This window comes from Kitasatospora sp. NPDC059327 (assembly GCF_042752535.1).
GTDB lineage: Bacteria > Actinomycetota > Actinomycetes > Streptomycetales > Streptomycetaceae > Kitasatospora.
On sequence record NZ_JBHYYB010000067.1, the window covers coordinates 20,838 to 36,649 of the forward strand.

General features: G+C 73.3%; 16 protein-coding genes. 5 read left to right on the forward strand and 11 right to left on the reverse strand.

The window, feature by feature from the left end; genetic code table 11:
* Positions 1 to 77: 77 nt before the first annotated feature.
* The 6 genes from ACFXHB_RS31320 to ACFXHB_RS31345 all read right to left on the reverse strand — a co-directional run bounded on the left by ACFXHB_RS31320 (position 78) and on the right by ACFXHB_RS31345 (position 6,529).
* On the reverse strand, positions 78 to 626 hold the full coding sequence (locus tag ACFXHB_RS31320; protein ID WP_380578057.1) for an arginine repressor: 549 nt from the start codon (positions 624 to 626) through the stop codon (positions 78 to 80).
* Between the two features lie 17 nt (positions 627 to 643).
* A complete protein-coding gene (locus ACFXHB_RS31325) occupies positions 644 to 1,873 on the reverse strand; it encodes an acetylornithine transaminase (RefSeq protein ID WP_380578058.1) in 1,230 nt (409 codons plus the stop codon).
* On the reverse strand, positions 1,870 to 2,745 hold the full coding sequence (gene argB / locus ACFXHB_RS31330; protein WP_380578080.1) for an acetylglutamate kinase: 876 nt from the start codon (positions 2,743 to 2,745) through the stop codon (positions 1,870 to 1,872). Before argB ends, ACFXHB_RS31325 begins: the two co-directional genes overlap by 4 nt.
* 88 nt (positions 2,746 to 2,833) lie before the next feature.
* Complete coding sequence (argJ, locus tag ACFXHB_RS31335) at positions 2,834 to 4,018, reverse strand: bifunctional glutamate N-acetyltransferase/amino-acid acetyltransferase ArgJ (RefSeq protein WP_380578059.1); 1,185 nt, start codon at positions 4,016 to 4,018, stop codon at positions 2,834 to 2,836.
* A complete protein-coding gene (gene argC, locus ACFXHB_RS31340) occupies positions 4,015 to 5,043 on the reverse strand; it encodes an N-acetyl-gamma-glutamyl-phosphate reductase (protein ID WP_380578060.1) in 1,029 nt (342 codons plus the stop codon). Before argC ends, argJ begins: the two co-directional genes overlap by 4 nt.
* A gap of 223 nt (positions 5,044 to 5,266) precedes the next feature.
* A complete protein-coding gene (locus tag ACFXHB_RS31345; protein WP_380578061.1) occupies positions 5,267 to 6,529 on the reverse strand; it encodes a methyltransferase in 1,263 nt (420 codons plus the stop codon).
* A gap of 98 nt (positions 6,530 to 6,627) precedes the next feature.
* Between ACFXHB_RS31345 and ACFXHB_RS31350 the strand changes: the two genes are divergently transcribed.
* Positions 6,628 to 7,029 carry a VOC family protein gene (locus ACFXHB_RS31350; RefSeq protein WP_380578062.1) on the forward strand — a complete coding sequence of 134 codons (402 nt, stop codon included), beginning with the start codon at positions 6,628 to 6,630 and terminating at the stop codon, positions 7,027 to 7,029.
* A 91-nt stretch (positions 7,030 to 7,120) separates the two neighbouring features.
* On the forward strand, positions 7,121 to 7,495 hold the full coding sequence (locus ACFXHB_RS31355) for an RNA-binding S4 domain-containing protein (RefSeq protein WP_380578063.1): 375 nt from the start codon (positions 7,121 to 7,123) through the stop codon (positions 7,493 to 7,495).
* Positions 7,496 to 7,596: 101 nt separating this feature from the next.
* On the opposite strand, the gene ACFXHB_RS31360 is transcribed toward ACFXHB_RS31355, so the two are convergent.
* Positions 7,597 to 8,103, reverse strand: a complete 507-nt coding sequence (locus tag ACFXHB_RS31360) for an FBP domain-containing protein (RefSeq protein ID WP_380578064.1) — start codon at positions 8,101 to 8,103, stop codon at positions 7,597 to 7,599.
* Between the two features lie 248 nt (positions 8,104 to 8,351).
* The gene (locus tag ACFXHB_RS31365) at positions 8,352 to 9,230 is read right to left on the reverse strand and encodes an SAM-dependent methyltransferase (protein WP_380578065.1); all 879 of its coding nucleotides are present in this window, start codon (positions 9,228 to 9,230) and stop codon (positions 8,352 to 8,354) included.
* 268 nt (positions 9,231 to 9,498) lie between these two features.
* Here ACFXHB_RS31365 and ACFXHB_RS31370 point away from each other — a divergent pair, with 268 nt between their 5' ends.
* Positions 9,499 to 10,419 (forward strand): polysaccharide deacetylase family protein, encoded by a 921-nt coding sequence (locus ACFXHB_RS31370; RefSeq protein WP_380578066.1) that lies wholly within the window; start codon positions 9,499 to 9,501, stop codon positions 10,417 to 10,419.
* 75 nt (positions 10,420 to 10,494) lie between these two features.
* On the forward strand, positions 10,495 to 11,493 hold the full coding sequence (locus ACFXHB_RS31375) for a ketopantoate reductase family protein (protein WP_380578067.1): 999 nt from the start codon (positions 10,495 to 10,497) through the stop codon (positions 11,491 to 11,493).
* Positions 11,494 to 11,538: 45 nt separating this feature from the next.
* On the opposite strand, the gene ACFXHB_RS31380 is transcribed toward ACFXHB_RS31375, so the two are convergent.
* Positions 11,539 to 12,357, reverse strand: a complete 819-nt coding sequence (locus ACFXHB_RS31380) for an SDR family NAD(P)-dependent oxidoreductase (protein WP_380578068.1) — start codon at positions 12,355 to 12,357, stop codon at positions 11,539 to 11,541.
* A 283-nt stretch (positions 12,358 to 12,640) separates the two neighbouring features.
* Between ACFXHB_RS31380 and ACFXHB_RS31385 the strand changes: the two genes are divergently transcribed.
* The gene (locus ACFXHB_RS31385) at positions 12,641 to 13,510 is read left to right on the forward strand and encodes a 3-hydroxybutyryl-CoA dehydrogenase (protein ID WP_380578069.1); all 870 of its coding nucleotides are present in this window, start codon (positions 12,641 to 12,643) and stop codon (positions 13,508 to 13,510) included.
* Between the two features lie 407 nt (positions 13,511 to 13,917).
* Here the strand turns inward: ACFXHB_RS31385 and ACFXHB_RS31390 are convergent, their stop codons facing one another.
* Together ACFXHB_RS31390 and ACFXHB_RS31395 are read right to left on the reverse strand one after the other, a co-directional pair.
* A complete protein-coding gene (locus tag ACFXHB_RS31390; protein WP_380578070.1) occupies positions 13,918 to 14,649 on the reverse strand; it encodes a hypothetical protein in 732 nt (243 codons plus the stop codon).
* A gap of 92 nt (positions 14,650 to 14,741) precedes the next feature.
* Positions 14,742 to 15,581, reverse strand: a complete 840-nt coding sequence (locus ACFXHB_RS31395; RefSeq protein WP_380578071.1) for a chitosanase — start codon at positions 15,579 to 15,581, stop codon at positions 14,742 to 14,744.
* Between the last annotated feature and the right edge of the window lie 231 nt (positions 15,582 to 15,812).

The window sequence follows — 15,812 nt, forward strand, 5'->3', positions numbered from 1 at the left end:
TCCGAGCGGCCGCGCCGGGGCGCCGCGCGGCCGGACCCGGGGTGTCCGGGCACGGGGTGTCCGGGCCCGGCCGGTGGCTACTGGGCCTTGGCCTGGGCGAGTTGCATCAGGTGGTCGGCGAGGGCCTGGCCACCGGACGGGTCGCGGCTGATCAGCAGCACGGTGTCGTCGCCGGCGATGGTGCCGATGATCTCGAAGACCTCGGCCTGGTCGATCGCCGAGGCGAGGAACTGCGCGGCGCCCGGCGGGGTCCGCAGCACCACGAGGTTGCCGGAGGCGGTGGCGGAGACCATGAGCTCGCCGGCCAGCCGGGCCATCCGGCCCTCGCTGGCCGACTCCCCCATCGGCGCGCGCGGCGTACGGTCACCGCCCTCGGCCGGGACGGCGTAGATGAGCGCGCCGTCCCGGTTGCGGATCTTCACCGCTCCCAGCTCGTCCAGGTCCCGGGAGAGGGTGGCCTGGGTGACCACCAGTCCGTCGTCGGCGAGCAGCTTGGCGAGCTGGCTCTGCGAGCGCACGGGCTGGCGGGTGAGCAGGTCCACGATTCGCCGGTGGCGCGCGGTGCGGGTCTGCGGGACCTGCGGCGTCGGCCCGGCGGCGGGCTGGTCGGCGTGGGGAACGGTCATGTGATTATTCTCCCGGACTACGCTCGGCGCGCATCGGCCGGGGCGTTCTCCCGCACCGTCCGGAGGATCGCCGGCAGGGCGGCCAGGAAGGCGTCCGCGTCCTGCTCGGTGAGCACCAGCGGCGGCGCGAGCCGCACCGCGTCCGGGACGGCGGCGTTGACCAGGAAACCGGCCTCCTGGGCGGCGGCCTGGATCCGGCCGGACACCGGCTCGGTCAGCACGATGCCGAGCAGCAGACCGGCCCCGCGCACGTGCGCGACCAGCGGGTCGTCGATCGCCTCGATCCCGTGCCGCAGCCGTTCGCCGATCTTGCGGACGCGCTCCAGCAGGCCCTCGGACTCGATGGTGTCCAGCACCGCGAGAGCGGCGGCCGCGACCACCGGGTTGCCGCCGAACGTGGTGCCGTGCTGGCCCGGGGTGAGCAGGTCGGCGGCCTCCCCGAAGGCGAGCACGGCGCCGATCGGCAGCCCGCCGCCGAGCGCCTTGGCCAGGGTGACCACGTCCGGCTCGACGCCCTCGGCGGCCTGGTGGGCGAACCAGTACCCGGTGCGGCCGATGCCGGTCTGGATCTCGTCCAGGATCAGCAGGGTGCCGGTCGCGCGGGTGATCTCGCGGGCGGCCCGCAGATAGCCGTCGGGCAGCGGGATCGCGCCGTTCTCGCCCTGGATCGGCTCCAGGAAGACGGCGGCGGTCTCGGTGGTGACGGCCGCGCGCAGGGCCTCGACGTCACCGAAGGGGACGTGGGTGACCTCGCCGGGCAGCGGCAGGAACGGCTCCTGCTTGGCGGGCTGGCCGGTCAGCGCGAGGGCGCCCATCGTCCGGCCGTGGAAGGCGCCCTGGAGGGCGACGATCCCGGTCCGGCCGGTGCGCCGGCTGATCTTGAACGCGGCCTCGTTGGCCTCGGCGCCGGAGTTGCAGAAGAACACCCGGCCGTCCCGGCCGGAGAGCGCGAGCAGCCGCTCGGCCAGCGCGATCGTCGGCTCCGCCATGAAGAGGTTGGAGACGTGGCCGAGGGTGGAGATCTGCCGGGTGACGGCCTCGACGACCGCCGGGTGGGCGGTGCCGAGGGCGTTGACGGCGATGCCGCCGAGCAGGTCGGTGTACTCCTTGCCGTCGGCGTCCCACAGCTTGGCGCCCTCGCCGCGCACCAGCGGGATCCGGGGGGTGCCGTAGTTGTCGGTGAAGGCGTGCTGCCAGCGGTCGGTGAGCCCCGCGTTGTCGCTGCTCCGCTGTGCTTCGGTCGTCATGCCAGTCCCCCGGTCACGGTCGCTTCGTCGTCCGGCACGACCATCGTGCCGATGCCTTCGTCGGTGAAGATCTCCAGCAGCAGGCTGTGCTGCACCCGGCCGTCCAGGACGCGGGCGGTGCCCACGCCGGAACGCACGGCGCGCAGACAGCCCTCCATCTTGGGGAGCATGCCGCTGGCCAGGTCGGGCAGCAGCTCCTCCAGCTCGGTCGCGCTGAGCTGGCTGATCACGTCGTCGGAGTGCGGCCAGTCGGCGTACAGGCCCTCGACGTCGGTGAGGACGACGAGCATCTCGGCGCCGAGCGCCACCGCGAGGGCCGCGGCGGCGGTGTCGGCGTTGATGTTGTAGACGTGCCCGTCGGTGCCCCGGGCGATCGAGGAGATCACCGGGATCCGGCCGTCGGCGATGAGCGCCTTCACCGCGCCGGCCTCGATGTTGACGATGTCGCCGACCAGGCCGATGTCGACCTGCTCGCCGTCGACCACGGCGTACCGCTTGACGGCGGTCATGGTGTGGGCGTCCTCGCCGGTCATGCCGACCGCGAACGGGCCGTGGCCGTTGAGCAGCCCGACCAGTTCGCGCTGGACCTGGCCGGCCAGCACCATCCGGACCACGTCCATCGTCTCGGGGGTGGTGACCCGCAGGCCGTTGGTGAACGAGGACTCCAGGCCGAGCTTGTCCAGCTGGGCGCTGATCTGCGGGCCGCCGCCGTGGACCACGACGGGGTGCAGACCGGCGTACCGCAGGAAGACGACGTCCTGGGCGAACGCCGCCTTGAGGCTCTCGTCCACCATGGCGTTGCCGCCGAACTTGACGACGACGGTCTTGCCGTGGAAGCGCTCCAGCCAGGGCAGCGCCTCGATCAGCGTCATGGCCTTGGGCAACGCGGTGTTGTTGCGGGCCTGTTCGCCCTTGGGTGCGATCTGCACGTGTCTGGTCCCCGGCTCGGTGGGCAGGCTGTCAGGTGGAGTAGGCGCTGTTCTCGTGCACGTAGTCGGCGGTGAGGTCGTTGGTCCACACCGTCGCGGCGGCCTCGCCGGCGTTGAGGCGGGCGGTGATGACGATCTCCCGGCCGGTCATGTCGACGAGGTCGCGGTCCTCCCCGACGCTGCCGTCCCGGCAGACCCAGACGCCGTTGATGGCGACGTCGAGACGGTCCGGGTCGAAGGCGGCGGAGGTGGTGCCGATCGCGGCCAGCACCCGGCCCCAGTTCGGGTCCTCGCCGTGGAGGGCGCACTTCAGCAGGTTGTTGCGGCTGATCACGCGGGCGACGTCGACGGCCTCCGCCTCGGTGGCGGCGTCGGTGACGTCGATCCGGATGTCCTTGCTCGCGCCCTCTGCGTCACCGATGAGCTGCCGGGCGAGGTCCGCGCAGACGGTGCGGACGGCTTCCTCGAACCCGTCCCGGTCCGGGGTGACGCCGGAGGCGCCGGAGGCGAGCAGCAGCACGGTGTCGTTGGTCGACATGCAGCCGTCGGAGTCGATCCGGTCGAAGGTGGTGCGGGTGGCGGCGCGCAGCGAGGCGTCCAGGGCGGCGGCGTCGAGGTCGGCGTCGGTGGTCAGGACGACCAGCATGGTGGCGAGGCCGGGGGCGAGCATGCCGGCGCCCTTGGCCATCCCGCCGACGGTCCAGCCGTCCCGCGTCACCTGCGCGGTCTTGTGGACGGTGTCGGTGGTCTTGATGGCGATCGCGGCGGCCTCGCCGCCGGCGGCGTCGAGCTCCCGGGCGGCGAGGGCCACCCCGGGCAGCAGGATGTCCATCGGGAGGCGGACGCCGATCAGACCGGTGGAGGCGACGGCCACCTCGCCGGCGCTGAGCTTCAGCTCCTCGGCGACCTTCTCGGCGGTGGCGTGGGTGTCCTGGAACCCGAGCGGGCCGGTGCAGGCGTTGGCACCACCGGAGTTGAGGACGACGGCAGCGACCCGGCCGCCCTTGAGGACCTGCTCGGACCAGAGGACCGGCGCGGCCTTGACCCGGTTGCCGGTGAACACGCCGGCGGCGGCCGGCGACGGGCCGTCGTTGACGACGAGGGCGAGGTCGGGGGTGCCGGAGGCCTTGATCCCGGCGGTGACGCCGGCGGCACGGAAGCCCTTCGCGGCGGTCACGCCGACGTTCCGGCCGGTGCTCGCGGTGCTGTCGGTCACGGTGCGACTCCGTTCAGGGGAAGGCCCAGCTCCTCGGGCAGGCCGAGGGCGATGTTCATGCTCTGCACCGCGCCGCCGGCGGTGCCCTTGACCAGGTTGTCGATCGCGCTGATCGCGATGATCCGCCCGGCACTCTCGTCCAGGGCGACCTGGACCAGGGCGGCGTTGGAGCCGTAGACGCTGCTGGTCTGCGGCCACTGGCCCTCGGCCAGCAGGTGGACGAAGGGCTCGTCGGCGAACGCCTCGGCGTAGGCGGCGCGCAGGCTCGCGCCGGTCACCCCGGGCTTCGCCTTGGCGGAGCAGGTGGCGAGGATGCCGCGCGGCATCGGCACCAGGGTGGGGGTGAAGGAGACGGTGACCGGTTCGCCGGCGACCGGCGTGAGGTTCTGCGACATCTCCGGGGTGTGCCGGTGCAGGCCGCCCACGCCGTAGGGGCTGACGCTGCCCATCACCTCGCTGCCGAGCAGGTGCGTCTTGGCGGCCTTGCCGGCGCCCGAGGTGCCGGAGGCCGCGACGATCACGGCCTCGGGCTCGGCGAGCCCCGCCGCGTACGCCGGGAAGAGCGCCAGCGAGACGGCGGTCGGGTAGCAGCCGGGGACGGCGATGCGGTTGCTGCCCTTGAGCGCGGCGCGGTGGCCGGGAAGTTCGGGCAGGCCGTAGGGCCAGGTGCCGGCGTGCGCGGAGCCGTAGAACTGCTCCCAGTCGGCGGCGGCCCGGAGCCGGAAGTCGGCGCCGCAGTCGACGATCAGCACGTTCTGGCCGAGGGCCTCGGCGACCGCGGCGGACTGGCCGTGCGGCAGCGCCAGGAACACCACGTCGTGGTCGGCCAGCACCTCGGGGGTGGTGGGCTCCAGGATCCGCTCGGCGAGCGGGATCAGGTGCGGCTGCAACGCGCCGAGCCTGGTGCCCGCGTTCGAGCCGCCCGTCAGCGCCCCGATCTCCACCTCCGGGTGGCCGAGCAGCAGGCGCAGCACCTCACCGCCCGCGTATCCGCTCGCACCGGCGACGGCGACTCGCAATGCCATGGCAGTTTCCCTCCTTGGTCGTAGCATGAATATACGCATCACGGAACATTCATGCAAGGGAGTGCCGAACCGGCCGCCGCGCGACCACCCGCGCACCCGAATGCCGGAGCGCACCCTTTCGCCGCGAGCGGTTCCCCACCTGGCGGCGACACGAGCTTAGGCTACCCTTAGTTGATCACGACGCACCGGGCCGCCGACCACACCGGGCCGGCACCCGGGCGGTTCACCGGCGGACCGCCCGCAGCACCACGAACTTCGGGTTGCCGGCGACGAGTTCGCAGTTCCCGAAGAGGCGGCGGAGCTTGACGTGGTAGCCGAGGTGCCGGTTGCCGACCACCCACAACTCGCCGCCGGGGCGCAGGGCACGGCGGGCACCGGTGAACATCCGCCAGGCGGTGGCGTCCGTGGTGGCCTGGTGGGAGTGGAACGGCGGGTTGTTGAGCACCAGGTCGACCGAACCGGCCGGGACGGCGTCGGTGTCGAGGGCGTCGGCGGTGAGGAACGCGGCCGGCGCGGCCGGCCCGAGGTTCGCGCGGAAGGTCGCCTCGGCGGAGGCGACGGCCTGGTGGGACTCGTCGACGAAGACCAGCTCGGCGCCGGGGCTCGCCAGGGCCGCCGCCGTGCCGACCACGCCGTTGCCGCACCCGAGGTCGACGACGCGGGCGCCGGGCGCGGCCGTCGGCAGGTGGCCGAGGAGGAAACGGGTGCCGATGTCCAGCCGCTCGGCGCAGAAGGTACCGGCGTGGTTGACCACCGTGCGCCCGGACGCCGGGCCGATGTCACCGGGCAGCGCGTAGCTGTGCGGCCAGGGATTGGGGCCCGGGTCCAGCGCCGGGTCGGGGGTGCAGAAGATCAGCCGGGCCTTGCGGACCGCGAGCGAGGTGCGGGTCGGGCCGAGGATCCGCTCGAAGAGCTGGAGGGTGGAGGTGTGGATCTCGGTGACCATGCCGGTACCGATCACCACCGTGCCGGGGTGCACGGCCGGTGCCAGGCGGTGCAGTTGGTCCTCCAGCAGCGCGAGGCTCTTGGGGACGCGGACCAGCAGGACGTCCACGCGCTCGGGCGGGGCGTCGCGGGTGGTGAGCAGCCGGGCGGCCGTGCCGGGGGCGGCACCGGCCCGGGCGAGGTTGGCGAGGGTGGCCTGCCGGCCGAGGTGGGAGTCGCTGATCTGGACCGGCACCGGGGCCGGGGCGGCGGTCGGCCCGGTGGCCGACGAGGTCGTCGGCAGGGTGGCCGGCACGGTGGTCAGCGCGGTGGTCAGCGCGCCCCAGCGGTCGCCGAGGACGACGACGGTGCGGCCGGCGAGCCCGGTGGCCTCGCCCCGCGCGCTGTCGGCCTCGCCGGCGAGGTGGCGCAGCAGGTACTCGTCGGCGGCGTCCCAGGCGCGCAGCCGCTCGCGCGGGTCCGCCGGGAAACGGGTGAGGTCGAGGGTGCCCCACGGGGTGGTGAAGGGGGTCGCGGCGGTGGGCGTGCTGAGGCGGTTCATCGTGATCTCAGGCTAGCCGACCGCCGGGCGGCGGCCGTCCCGACGGCCGATACTGGAGGGGCCCGACCGGAAGGCCCTGACCGGAAGGGGGTTGGGCGATGGACTGGAAGCTCGAAGTGGTGGTGGTCCCGGTGACGGACGTGGGCCGGGCCAAGGTCTTCTACGAGGAACAGGTCGGTTTCACCGTCGACCACGACACCCGGATCCGTGACGGGGTCCGGGTGGTGCAGCTGACGCCGCCGGGCTCGCGCTGCTCGATCGTGCTCGGTACCGGGGTCACGGACGCGCCGCCGGGGTCGATGAAGGGCCTGCAGCTCGTGGTGCCGGACATCGCCAAGGCGCACGGCGAGCTGGTGGCGCGGGGCGTCCAGGTGAGCCCGGTCCAGCACTTCGAGGCCGGCGCCCGGGTGGACGGCCGCGGCGGGGCGTGGAACTCGTTCGTCTTCTTCAACGACCCGGACGGCAACGGCTGGGCGGTCCAGGAGTCGCCGGCCGGGTAGCGGTGGGCGCACCCGGCCCCCGGAGCCCGACCCGCGCCTCCTCGCCCGTCCCCCGGCACGACGGCGGCCCGGCCCTGGGTAGGCTCGGAGGATGGTCGAAGACGAGGGAAGCGTCCGGGTGGACAGCTGGATCTGGTCGGTGCGGCTCACCAAGACGCGGGCGCTGGCCGCGGCGGCGTGCCGGGCCGGGCACGTGCGGGTGAACGGGGAGCGGGTCAAGCCCGCGCAGGCGCTGAAGTCCGGGGACGAGGTGCGCGTGCGCCAGGACGGCTACGAGCGGGTCGTCACGGTGAAGCGGCTGGTCCGCAAGCGGGTCGGCGCGGGTGTCGCGGCCGAGTGCCTGGTGGACTCCAGCCCGCCGAGGCCGCCGCGTGAGCTGCTGGCGGCGGCCGGTGAGCGCGACCGGGGTGCCGGCCGGCCCACCAAGCGGGACCGGCGGGAGTTGGACCAGCTGCGCCACGGGTAGCGACGGGGCCGGTCCGGCGCCGAGGGGCCGGACGGTTCGGGGCCGGTGGCCAGGGAGCGTCCCCGGCGTTTCTCGGGGTCCGTCGGGCCGGACCGAGGCTGTCAGGCCGGGGCGTCGGTGAGGACCTTGGCCAGGAAGGCGTCCAGGTTCGCCACCGTGCGGGCGACCAGCTCGTCCTGGGACAGCGACTCCTCGGGCCGGCTGACCAGCGCGGACTTCTTGAGCCCGCGCAGATAGAGCGAGCAGGACAGGTCGGCGCAGATGTAGGTGCCGACGGTGTTGCCCTCACGGCCGGAGACCCCGGCCCGGCGGGCGGCCAGCAGCGCCACGCCCGAGCCCGCGTGGGCGGAGAGGCAGAGCGAGCACACATTGGTCTTGGTCAGGCTGCGGCGCACCGTCGGCACCCGGAGCGTGACGCCGACCAGCGCACCGCCGTGCTCGGCGACCAGATAGGCGCGGTCGGGGGCGCCCTGGTCCCGCCAGCCGAGGAAGTCGAGGTGCTCCCAAGGGAGTTCGGCCAGGCCCCGGGGCAGGTTGAGCCGACGGGCCTCGCCCTTGGAACAGTTGACGAAGGAGCCGCGGATCTCGGCCTCGCTCAGGGGGTTCATGATCCGAAAAGTAACACCGCGGGCGCCGGGACGTCGCGGCATTTTCCACCGAACGCTCCCCCGGTGCGGCCGATGTCGCCCCGGAACGGGGGCCGGGTCGGGGGCGGACGCGAGTCGGCCCCGGTACCCGGAGCGGGTACCGGGGCCGACGGGGCCGCACGGCGGTCCGGACGGACGCTTCGGGCGGTCGGTCCGGGCCTTGGGTCCGGACCGACGGTGCGAGGGCCGACGGTGCGAGGGCCGACGGTTCAGGACTTGAACGCGACACCCGCGTAGGCGGAGACGTCCTGCCAGCCCTCGGGCAGTTCACCGGTCGGGACGTGACCGGCCTCGGAACGCCAGAGCGGGAGCTGGACGAGGCCGGGCCCCGCGAACCCGAAGTCGCCGAAGAACGGTTCGACGGCGGCCCGCGGCCGCAGCACCAACGGCGCGCTCGCGCTCCGGTAGATCCGGGTGCCCTCCGCCGCGCTCTCCCGGGAGGCGAAGTCGGGGCTGCCGTGCGAGAGGATCAGGGCGCTGCCGGGAGCGAGCACGTCGCGCAGGGTGCGGACGATCTCCTGGGCGCCGTCCTCGTCCCGGATGAAGTGCAGGACCGCCACCAGCATCAGGGCCACCGGCCGGCCGAGGTCCACGGCGGCGCGCAGGCCGGGGTGGTCGAGGATGGTCGCCGGATCGCGGAGGTCGGCCTCGATGACGGAGGTGTGACCGGTCTTGTGGCTCGCCAGCAGGGCGCGGGCATGGGTGGCCACGATCGGGTCGTTGTCGACGTACACCACGCGCGCGTCCGGGGCGACCCGGCGGGCCACCTCGCTGGTGGAGCCGACGGCGGGGATGCCGGTGCCGATGTCGACGAACTGCCGGATGCCCCGGCCGGCCACGAACTCGACGGCGCGGCCGAGGAATTCGCGGTTGGTGCGGGCCAGCAGCGGCAGTGCCGGGTAGGCGGCGATGGCGGCCTCGGCGGCCTTGCGGTCGGCCTCGAAGTTGTCCTTGCCGCCCAGGTAGTAGTCGTACATCCGGGCGGTGTGCGGGATACCGGTGTCCAGATCGGTCGGCGGCTCCCAGTCCTCGGCCTTCACCCAGTCCCAGTCCGTACCGACGTCCGTCGTCGTGGTGTCCTCGTGCATGCTGCTTCCGCCCCCTCGAAACTCACTGCCGAACTGCCTGCCCGTCACGCCGCCGGAGCCCCTCGGCGGGGCACCGGTCGTGGGCGGACCGACCCGCCGGACCCCACCCACACGGTGCGCGGTGATCGTATCCGACGACACACCGTCAAAACAGCGGGAGTTCAGGATTCCGCGACCCTCCGGAGCCGGTCCGTGAACGGGGTGTTCCACTGGCGGCGCCGCCGCCCCGAATCGCCCAGCGGTTTCACCGTCTCTATGCTGGCTGCCGATGACTGCCGACCGGATGACCGCCGACCGCCGCACCGTCCTGCGCGCCACCGCCAGGCTGGCCGCGCTGACCGCCGTCGGCGGGCTGCTCGGAGCCTGTGCCGGGGCCGCCCCCCGCCGGGCCGACCCGGGGGCGCTCGCCGTGCACCCCGGCACCGTGGACCCGGGCGGTGGCGACCCGGCGGCGGTCGACCCCGCCTGGGCGCCCGGCGAGGGCCCCGCCTCCCCCGCCCCGGCCGGCCCGCAGACGGCCGCCTCGCCCGCCGCGGCCACCACCACCGCGCCCCCGGCCCCGCCCGTGCTCACCCCGCTGGCCCCGGGCACCCCGGTCGAGGTGGCGTACGGACCGCGTACCGGCAAGAACGTCGCCCTGACCTTCCACGGCAGCGGGGACCCGAAGCTGGCCACCGCCCTGCTGGAGATCGCCGAGCAGCGCGGCGCCAAGCTCACGGTGATGGCCGTCGGCAGCTGGCTGGACCAGCAGCCGCAGATGGCCCGCCGCATCCTGGACGGCGGCCACGAGCTGGGCAACCACACCCAGAACCACCAGAACATCTCCGCGATGAGCCCCGACCAGGCGCGCGCCGAGATCGCCCAGTGCGCGGAGCGGCTGCAACGGCTCACCGGTTCGATCGGCCGCTGGTTCCGGCCGTCCGCCGCCCAGTACGCCACGCCGATGGTGCGCGAGCAGGCCCGGGCGGTCGGCTACGAGCACGTGCTCTCCTTCGACGTGGACCCGCGCGACTACAGCGACCCGAGCGCGGCCGAACTCCAGCGCCGGGTGCTCGGCTCGGTCAAGGGCGGCTCGGTGGTCGCGCTGCACATGGGCCACCAGTGCACGGTGGACGCGCTGCCGGCCATCCTGGACGGACTCGCCAAGGCGGGGCTCACCCCGGTCACGGCCAGCCGGCTCTGCGCCTGAGACCCCTCGCCGCGGGCCCGCCCGCCCACCGCCCGCCACCGGTCCCGCCGGGGCGCCCGTGCCATGCTGTCGCGCATGCGCTACATCATCATCGGGGCGGGTGCGGTGGGCGGCACGATCGGTGCCCGGCTGCACGAGGGCGGTCACGACGTCCTGCTGGTCGCGCGGGGCGCGCATCTGACGGCCCTGCGGGAGCGGGGCCTGCGGTTCGGCACCCCCGAGGGCTCCCGGACCCTGCGGATCCCGGTCACGGACGGGCCCGAGGGCGTCGACCTGCGGCCGGACGACGTCCTGCTGCTCGCCGTCAAGACCCAGGACACCGCCGCCGCGCTGGCCGCCTGGGCTCCGCGCCCGGTGGCCGGCGGCGGCACGGCCGGTGAGCGGCTGCCGCTGGTCTGCGCGCAGAACGGGGTGGAGAACGAGCGCCTGGCGCTGCGGCTCTTCCGCGAGGTGCTGGCGATGTGCGTCTGGCTGCCGTCCGACCACCTGGAGCCGGGCCGGGTCACCGCCGGGGGAACGCCGGTCAGCGGCGTGCTGCGGCTGGGCGGCCTCCCCGCCGGTGACGGCGGCGAGCGGGCCGCGGCGGTCGCCGCCGACCTGGCCGGGTCCGCGTTCGAAGCGACCGTCGACGCCGACGTGATGCGCTGGAAGTACGCCAAGCTGCTCAGCAACCTCGGCAACGCGCTGGACGCGGTGGCCGGCCGGGTCGACCGCGACCCGCTCGCCGGGCTCCAGCGGCGGGTGACCGCGGAGGGCGAGGCGGTGCTGGCCGCCGCCGCCATCCCCCACCACGACCCGGGCGAGCTGGTCCGGCCGGCCGGGGAGGTGATGCGGCAGGCCCCGGTCGCGGGGGCGGAGCGCAGCGGGGGCTCGTCCTGGCAGAGCCTGGCCCGCGGCACCGGTTCGATCGAGACGGACCATCTGAACGGCGAGATCGTGCTGCTCGGCCGGCTGCACGGGGTGCCGACACCGCTCAACGAGGCCCTGCAGCGGCTCGCCGGCACCTTCGCCCGGACCGGGCGCCGCCCCGGGTCGCTCACCGCCGAGGAGCGGGCCGCGCTCGCGGCCCTGTGACGACGGCAGGAAACCGCCCGGGGCCGCCCGGCACCGCGAGCGGGGTCAGCCCAACGGGTCGTCGGGCCCGTACGGGCGCAGCCGAAGCGTGCGGGCGTCGGTGGCGCGGATCTCCTCGGCCCGCCGGACCAGCTCCTCCAGGTTGTCCCGGCCGGCGTGGATGAACCGGCCGTGCAGCGCGTCGAAGCGGCCCCGGGCGGCGTCCACCGTCACCGCGACCATGTACGGGATCGAGCCCCAGGTCTTCATGGACCGGAACATCGGCATACCGGCGGTCATGTCGGTGGCGACCGCGCCCGGGCTGATGTCGAGGATCACCACGCCGTGCTCGGCGAGCGGGTCGGCCAGGTTGTCGGAGAGCCGCAGCAGCGCGCTCTTGGAGGTGGCGTACGCGGTGTAGCGGCCGTCGGGGCGCAGGGCGAAGCCGGTGTTCAGGTTGACCACCCGGCCGGCCCGGCGCTCGACCATGCCCGGCAGGACGCAGCGCAGCAGGTTGTAGGGCCCGCGCAGGTTGGTCTCGATCACCTGCCACCAGTGGTTGGCGTCGGTCTCCCAGAGCGGGACCTCGGTGCGGTCTACCTGGCCGGCGTTGTTGACCAGCAGGTCGATCGGGCCGAGGTCGCGCTCGACGACGCGGACGGCCTCGCGGACCGAGCCGGGCCGGGTGACGTCGGCGGTGACGGCGACGCCGCGGGCGCCGTGACGGGCGCACTCCTTGAGGGCCTCGGTGAGCGTCTCGTGGGTGCGGCCGACCAGGCCGACGGCCATGCCCTCGGCGGCGAGGCCGACGGCGATCTCCCGGCCGATGCCCCGGCCGGCTCCGGTGACCAGGGCGACCTGTCCTGTGAGCGATCCCGTCGGCATCCCCTGCTCCCTTCGCGTGGCCCCCGACCGACCCGCATTCTGTCCGGCGGCGCGGGTGCGGGCGCCCGGGCGCACGGGCCCGCCGACCGGGGCTCACCTGTTCGGAGCAGCGGCCCGGCGGGCGGACTCAGCCGGGGAGGGGATGACCTACTGGCCAGTACGGAGTAGTAACGTCGTCGGGGCGGTGCACCGGTGCGCACATACCGGTGCACCCACCCGCTGAACAGCAGCTTCCTGGGACACCTGTCGCTGGGGGATCCCAGCACCACCGAAGGGCAACTGAGTGAGTGACATCGCGCGCGTCGGAGTGATCGGCTGCGGTCTGATGGGGTCGGGCATCGCGGAGGTGTTCGCCCGGGCGGGGCTGGACGTCCTGGTGTCGGAGGCCGGCGGAGAGGCGCTGGAGTTCGGCCGCACCCGGCTGACCAACTCCCTGGAGACGGCGGTCAAGCGGGGCAAGCTCAGCCCCGAGGACCGTGACGAGGCACTGGCCCGGCTGTCCTTCACCACCGACCTGGCCGACTTCGCCGACCGCGACCTGGTGGTCGAGGCGGTCGCCGAGCGTGAGGACATCAAGGTCCAGATCTTCCAGACGCTGGACCAGGTCGTCGAGCGCCGGGACGCGATCCTGGCCTCCAACACCTCGTCGATCCCGATCGTGAAGCTGGCCGCCGCCACCTCCCGCCCGGAGCAGGTCATCGGCCTGCACTTCTTCAACCCGGCACCGGTGCAGAAGCTGGTCGAGGTGATCCCGACGCTGACCACCTCGGCGGCCACCACCGAGCGGGTCGAGGCCTTCGCCTCCCAGGTGCTCGCCAAGGAGCCGATCCGCGCCCGTGACCGGGCCGGCTTCGTGGTGAACGCGCTGCTGGTGCCGTACCTGCTGTCGGCGGTGCGGATGTTCGAGTCGGGCGTGGCGACCGCCTCCGACATCGACAAGGGCATGGAGGCCGGCTGCGCCCACCCGATGGGCCCGCTGCGGCTGTGCGACCTGATCGGTCTGGACACCATCGTCTCGATCGCCGAGTCGATGTACGACGAGTACAAGGAGCCGCTGTTCGCCGCTCCCCCGCTGCTCTCCCGGATGGTCGACGCGGGTCTGCTGGGCCGCAAGTCCGGCCGCGGGTTCTACGACTACACCGCGAGCGCCTGAACCCGGCGGGGAACGGTGACGGGGCCCGGGAGCGGTATCCAGCTACCCGGGCCCCTGAGGTGCCACCCAATTGCTCGCGCCGGCACGTTTAAGGGTGTGGGTCATTCTCACAGCATCGCGCTTTGCCATTGAAGCTACCGCGCCACGAAAGAGGCGCAGACGGGAGTCGAACCCGCATCCGACGCTTACAGCACACACCCGGTCGATCCGGCGCTCGGCGGCGAATACTGAGCCTGGAGCGAGAGTCTGAGTCTTAAGGGGCGCCTCTGCCGTGTTGGGCCACCCCGGCCCGAAGTGCCGGGGGGAGGACTCGAACCTCCACGTTCTCCCCTGATGTCAGCTTCAACTTCAGTATCAGCTTGCGCTCTTCGCGCCACCCCCGCTCTCATACGGGGGCGATCAGGAGGCTACCCGAAGAGGTAGCCGAAAACCGCGTCGCCGACCCTGCGGTCGGTGACCTCGGAGCCGTTGGCCTCCTCGCGGGCGAACTGGACGGCCTGCTGGAGCTTCTCGACCCGCTCCACCAGCTCGTTCACCCGCCGGGCCGCGAGGGCCCCGGAGAACTTGACGGTCGTCCAGTAGCCGACGGCGATGTCCTCGTAGTACACCTCGACCTGCGCCGGGTGCTTCTCGGTCGCCTCGGCCTTGACGTGGTTGCGCGGTACCTTCTTGGTGCGGATGGTACGCACCGCCTCGGTCTTCCAGGAGTCCGTGGAGGCGTCGTGGTGCCAGGCCTCGGAGGCGTCCAGGACCGGCAGCTTGCGGACGAAGGTGCGCAGGTCGGTGAGCTGCTTCTCCAGGAAGAGCAGGTAGGTGACCGGTACGTCGGCGACGAGCGTCCGGCCGTCGACCACGACGTCGGCGCGGGCCTCGGTGTTCGCCCAGTCCTTGGTCGCGGTGACGTCGAAGAGCCGGGACAGCGTCGCGGCGGTGGTCCGCAGGACGTCCTCGGCCTTCACCTGGACGCGGGTGGACTCCGGGGGAAGCTGCTCCCCCTCCTCGTCCTTGGGCTGGTACGTCCGGGAGATGCCGGCCAGCAACGCGGGCTTCTGCACCTCCTGGTGGGACTGCGTCAGCTCCTGGAAGGACTTGGACTTGACGCCCTTTTCGACGGCGATGATCTGGTTCAGCTTTGCCACGTCGCCGAACGTATCAGCGGGCGCGGCCGGGTGTCACCCGATATTCGGGCGGCCGCAGAGGCCGGGCGAACGGCCTCCGCGACCGGTGCGGCTCAGCTGTTGATGGCGTAGCTGTCGCCGTAGACCTTCCACTTGAGCGGGGGGTTGAGGTCGAAGTTCTTGGCGTTGAGGAAGACCAGCTGCTCGGTGTCGACGCGGCTGGTGTCCGAGTGCGCCTCCTCCAGCTTCATGGCGGCCTTGCGGGCGTCCAGGAAGGCCTTCAGGTAGGTGGCCTCGTCGCCGCCCTGGGCGGGGGACTTGGCCTTCTTCAGGGCGTTCTTGCGGATGGTGCCGAAGCCCGCCGGGTCGAAGCCGCCGCCGTGCATCACGATGGCGTCGTAGTAGGCGAACTGGCCGAGCGCGCGCAGGCCGTCGGCCTTGGCCTGGCTGACGGCGGGGTTGAAGTAGACCCGGTCCCGCTCGTCGTTCTGCGCCTGCTGGAAGACGCCGTCCTTGGCGGCGGTGGCCCAGTCCTTCTCGAAGGCGCTGCCCAGGCCGGTGTGCGACTCGGTGCCGTTCACCTTGCGCAGCGCCGGCAGGTACTTGGCCAGCACGTTGCCGGGCTTGAGGTCGGTGTAGTGCTCGACCAGGTCGAGCATGTCGCCGGTGCCGGAGCAGAAGCCGATGATGCCGGCGGTGTAGCCGCGGCCGTCACCGATGTCCTCGATGTACTTGTACTGCGCCTTCCAGTCCAGCGAGGAGTTCTCGGCACTGGACACCAGCTGCATCGCGATGTCCTTCTTGTGCGGGTCGTCCAGGCCGACGGCCTTGAGCTGGACGACGGCGGCGGTCGGCGCCGCGTGGGCGGCCCCGGCGGCCGCGACCGTGGCGGGCGCGGCCACCAGCAGGGCGGCGAGGGCTATCCGGACGGTGCGGTGCTGAGGACGGTGCATCTGACGCTCCGTGTTCCGTGGGGGGTGGCGTGGGGTGCCATGGGCGGGGAGTTAGGAAACTTTCCTAACCAAGAAATAGCGCCCACCCGCCCGGGCCCGCAAGGGCTTTGACGGAAAGTCTTCAAAGACCCAGGTCAGCGGCCCGAGTCAGATGGCCTCCCCCGCCCCCGCCCCCGCCCCCGCCCCCGCCCCCGCCCCCGCACGACGAAGGGCCCCGCCGCCGGAGACCGG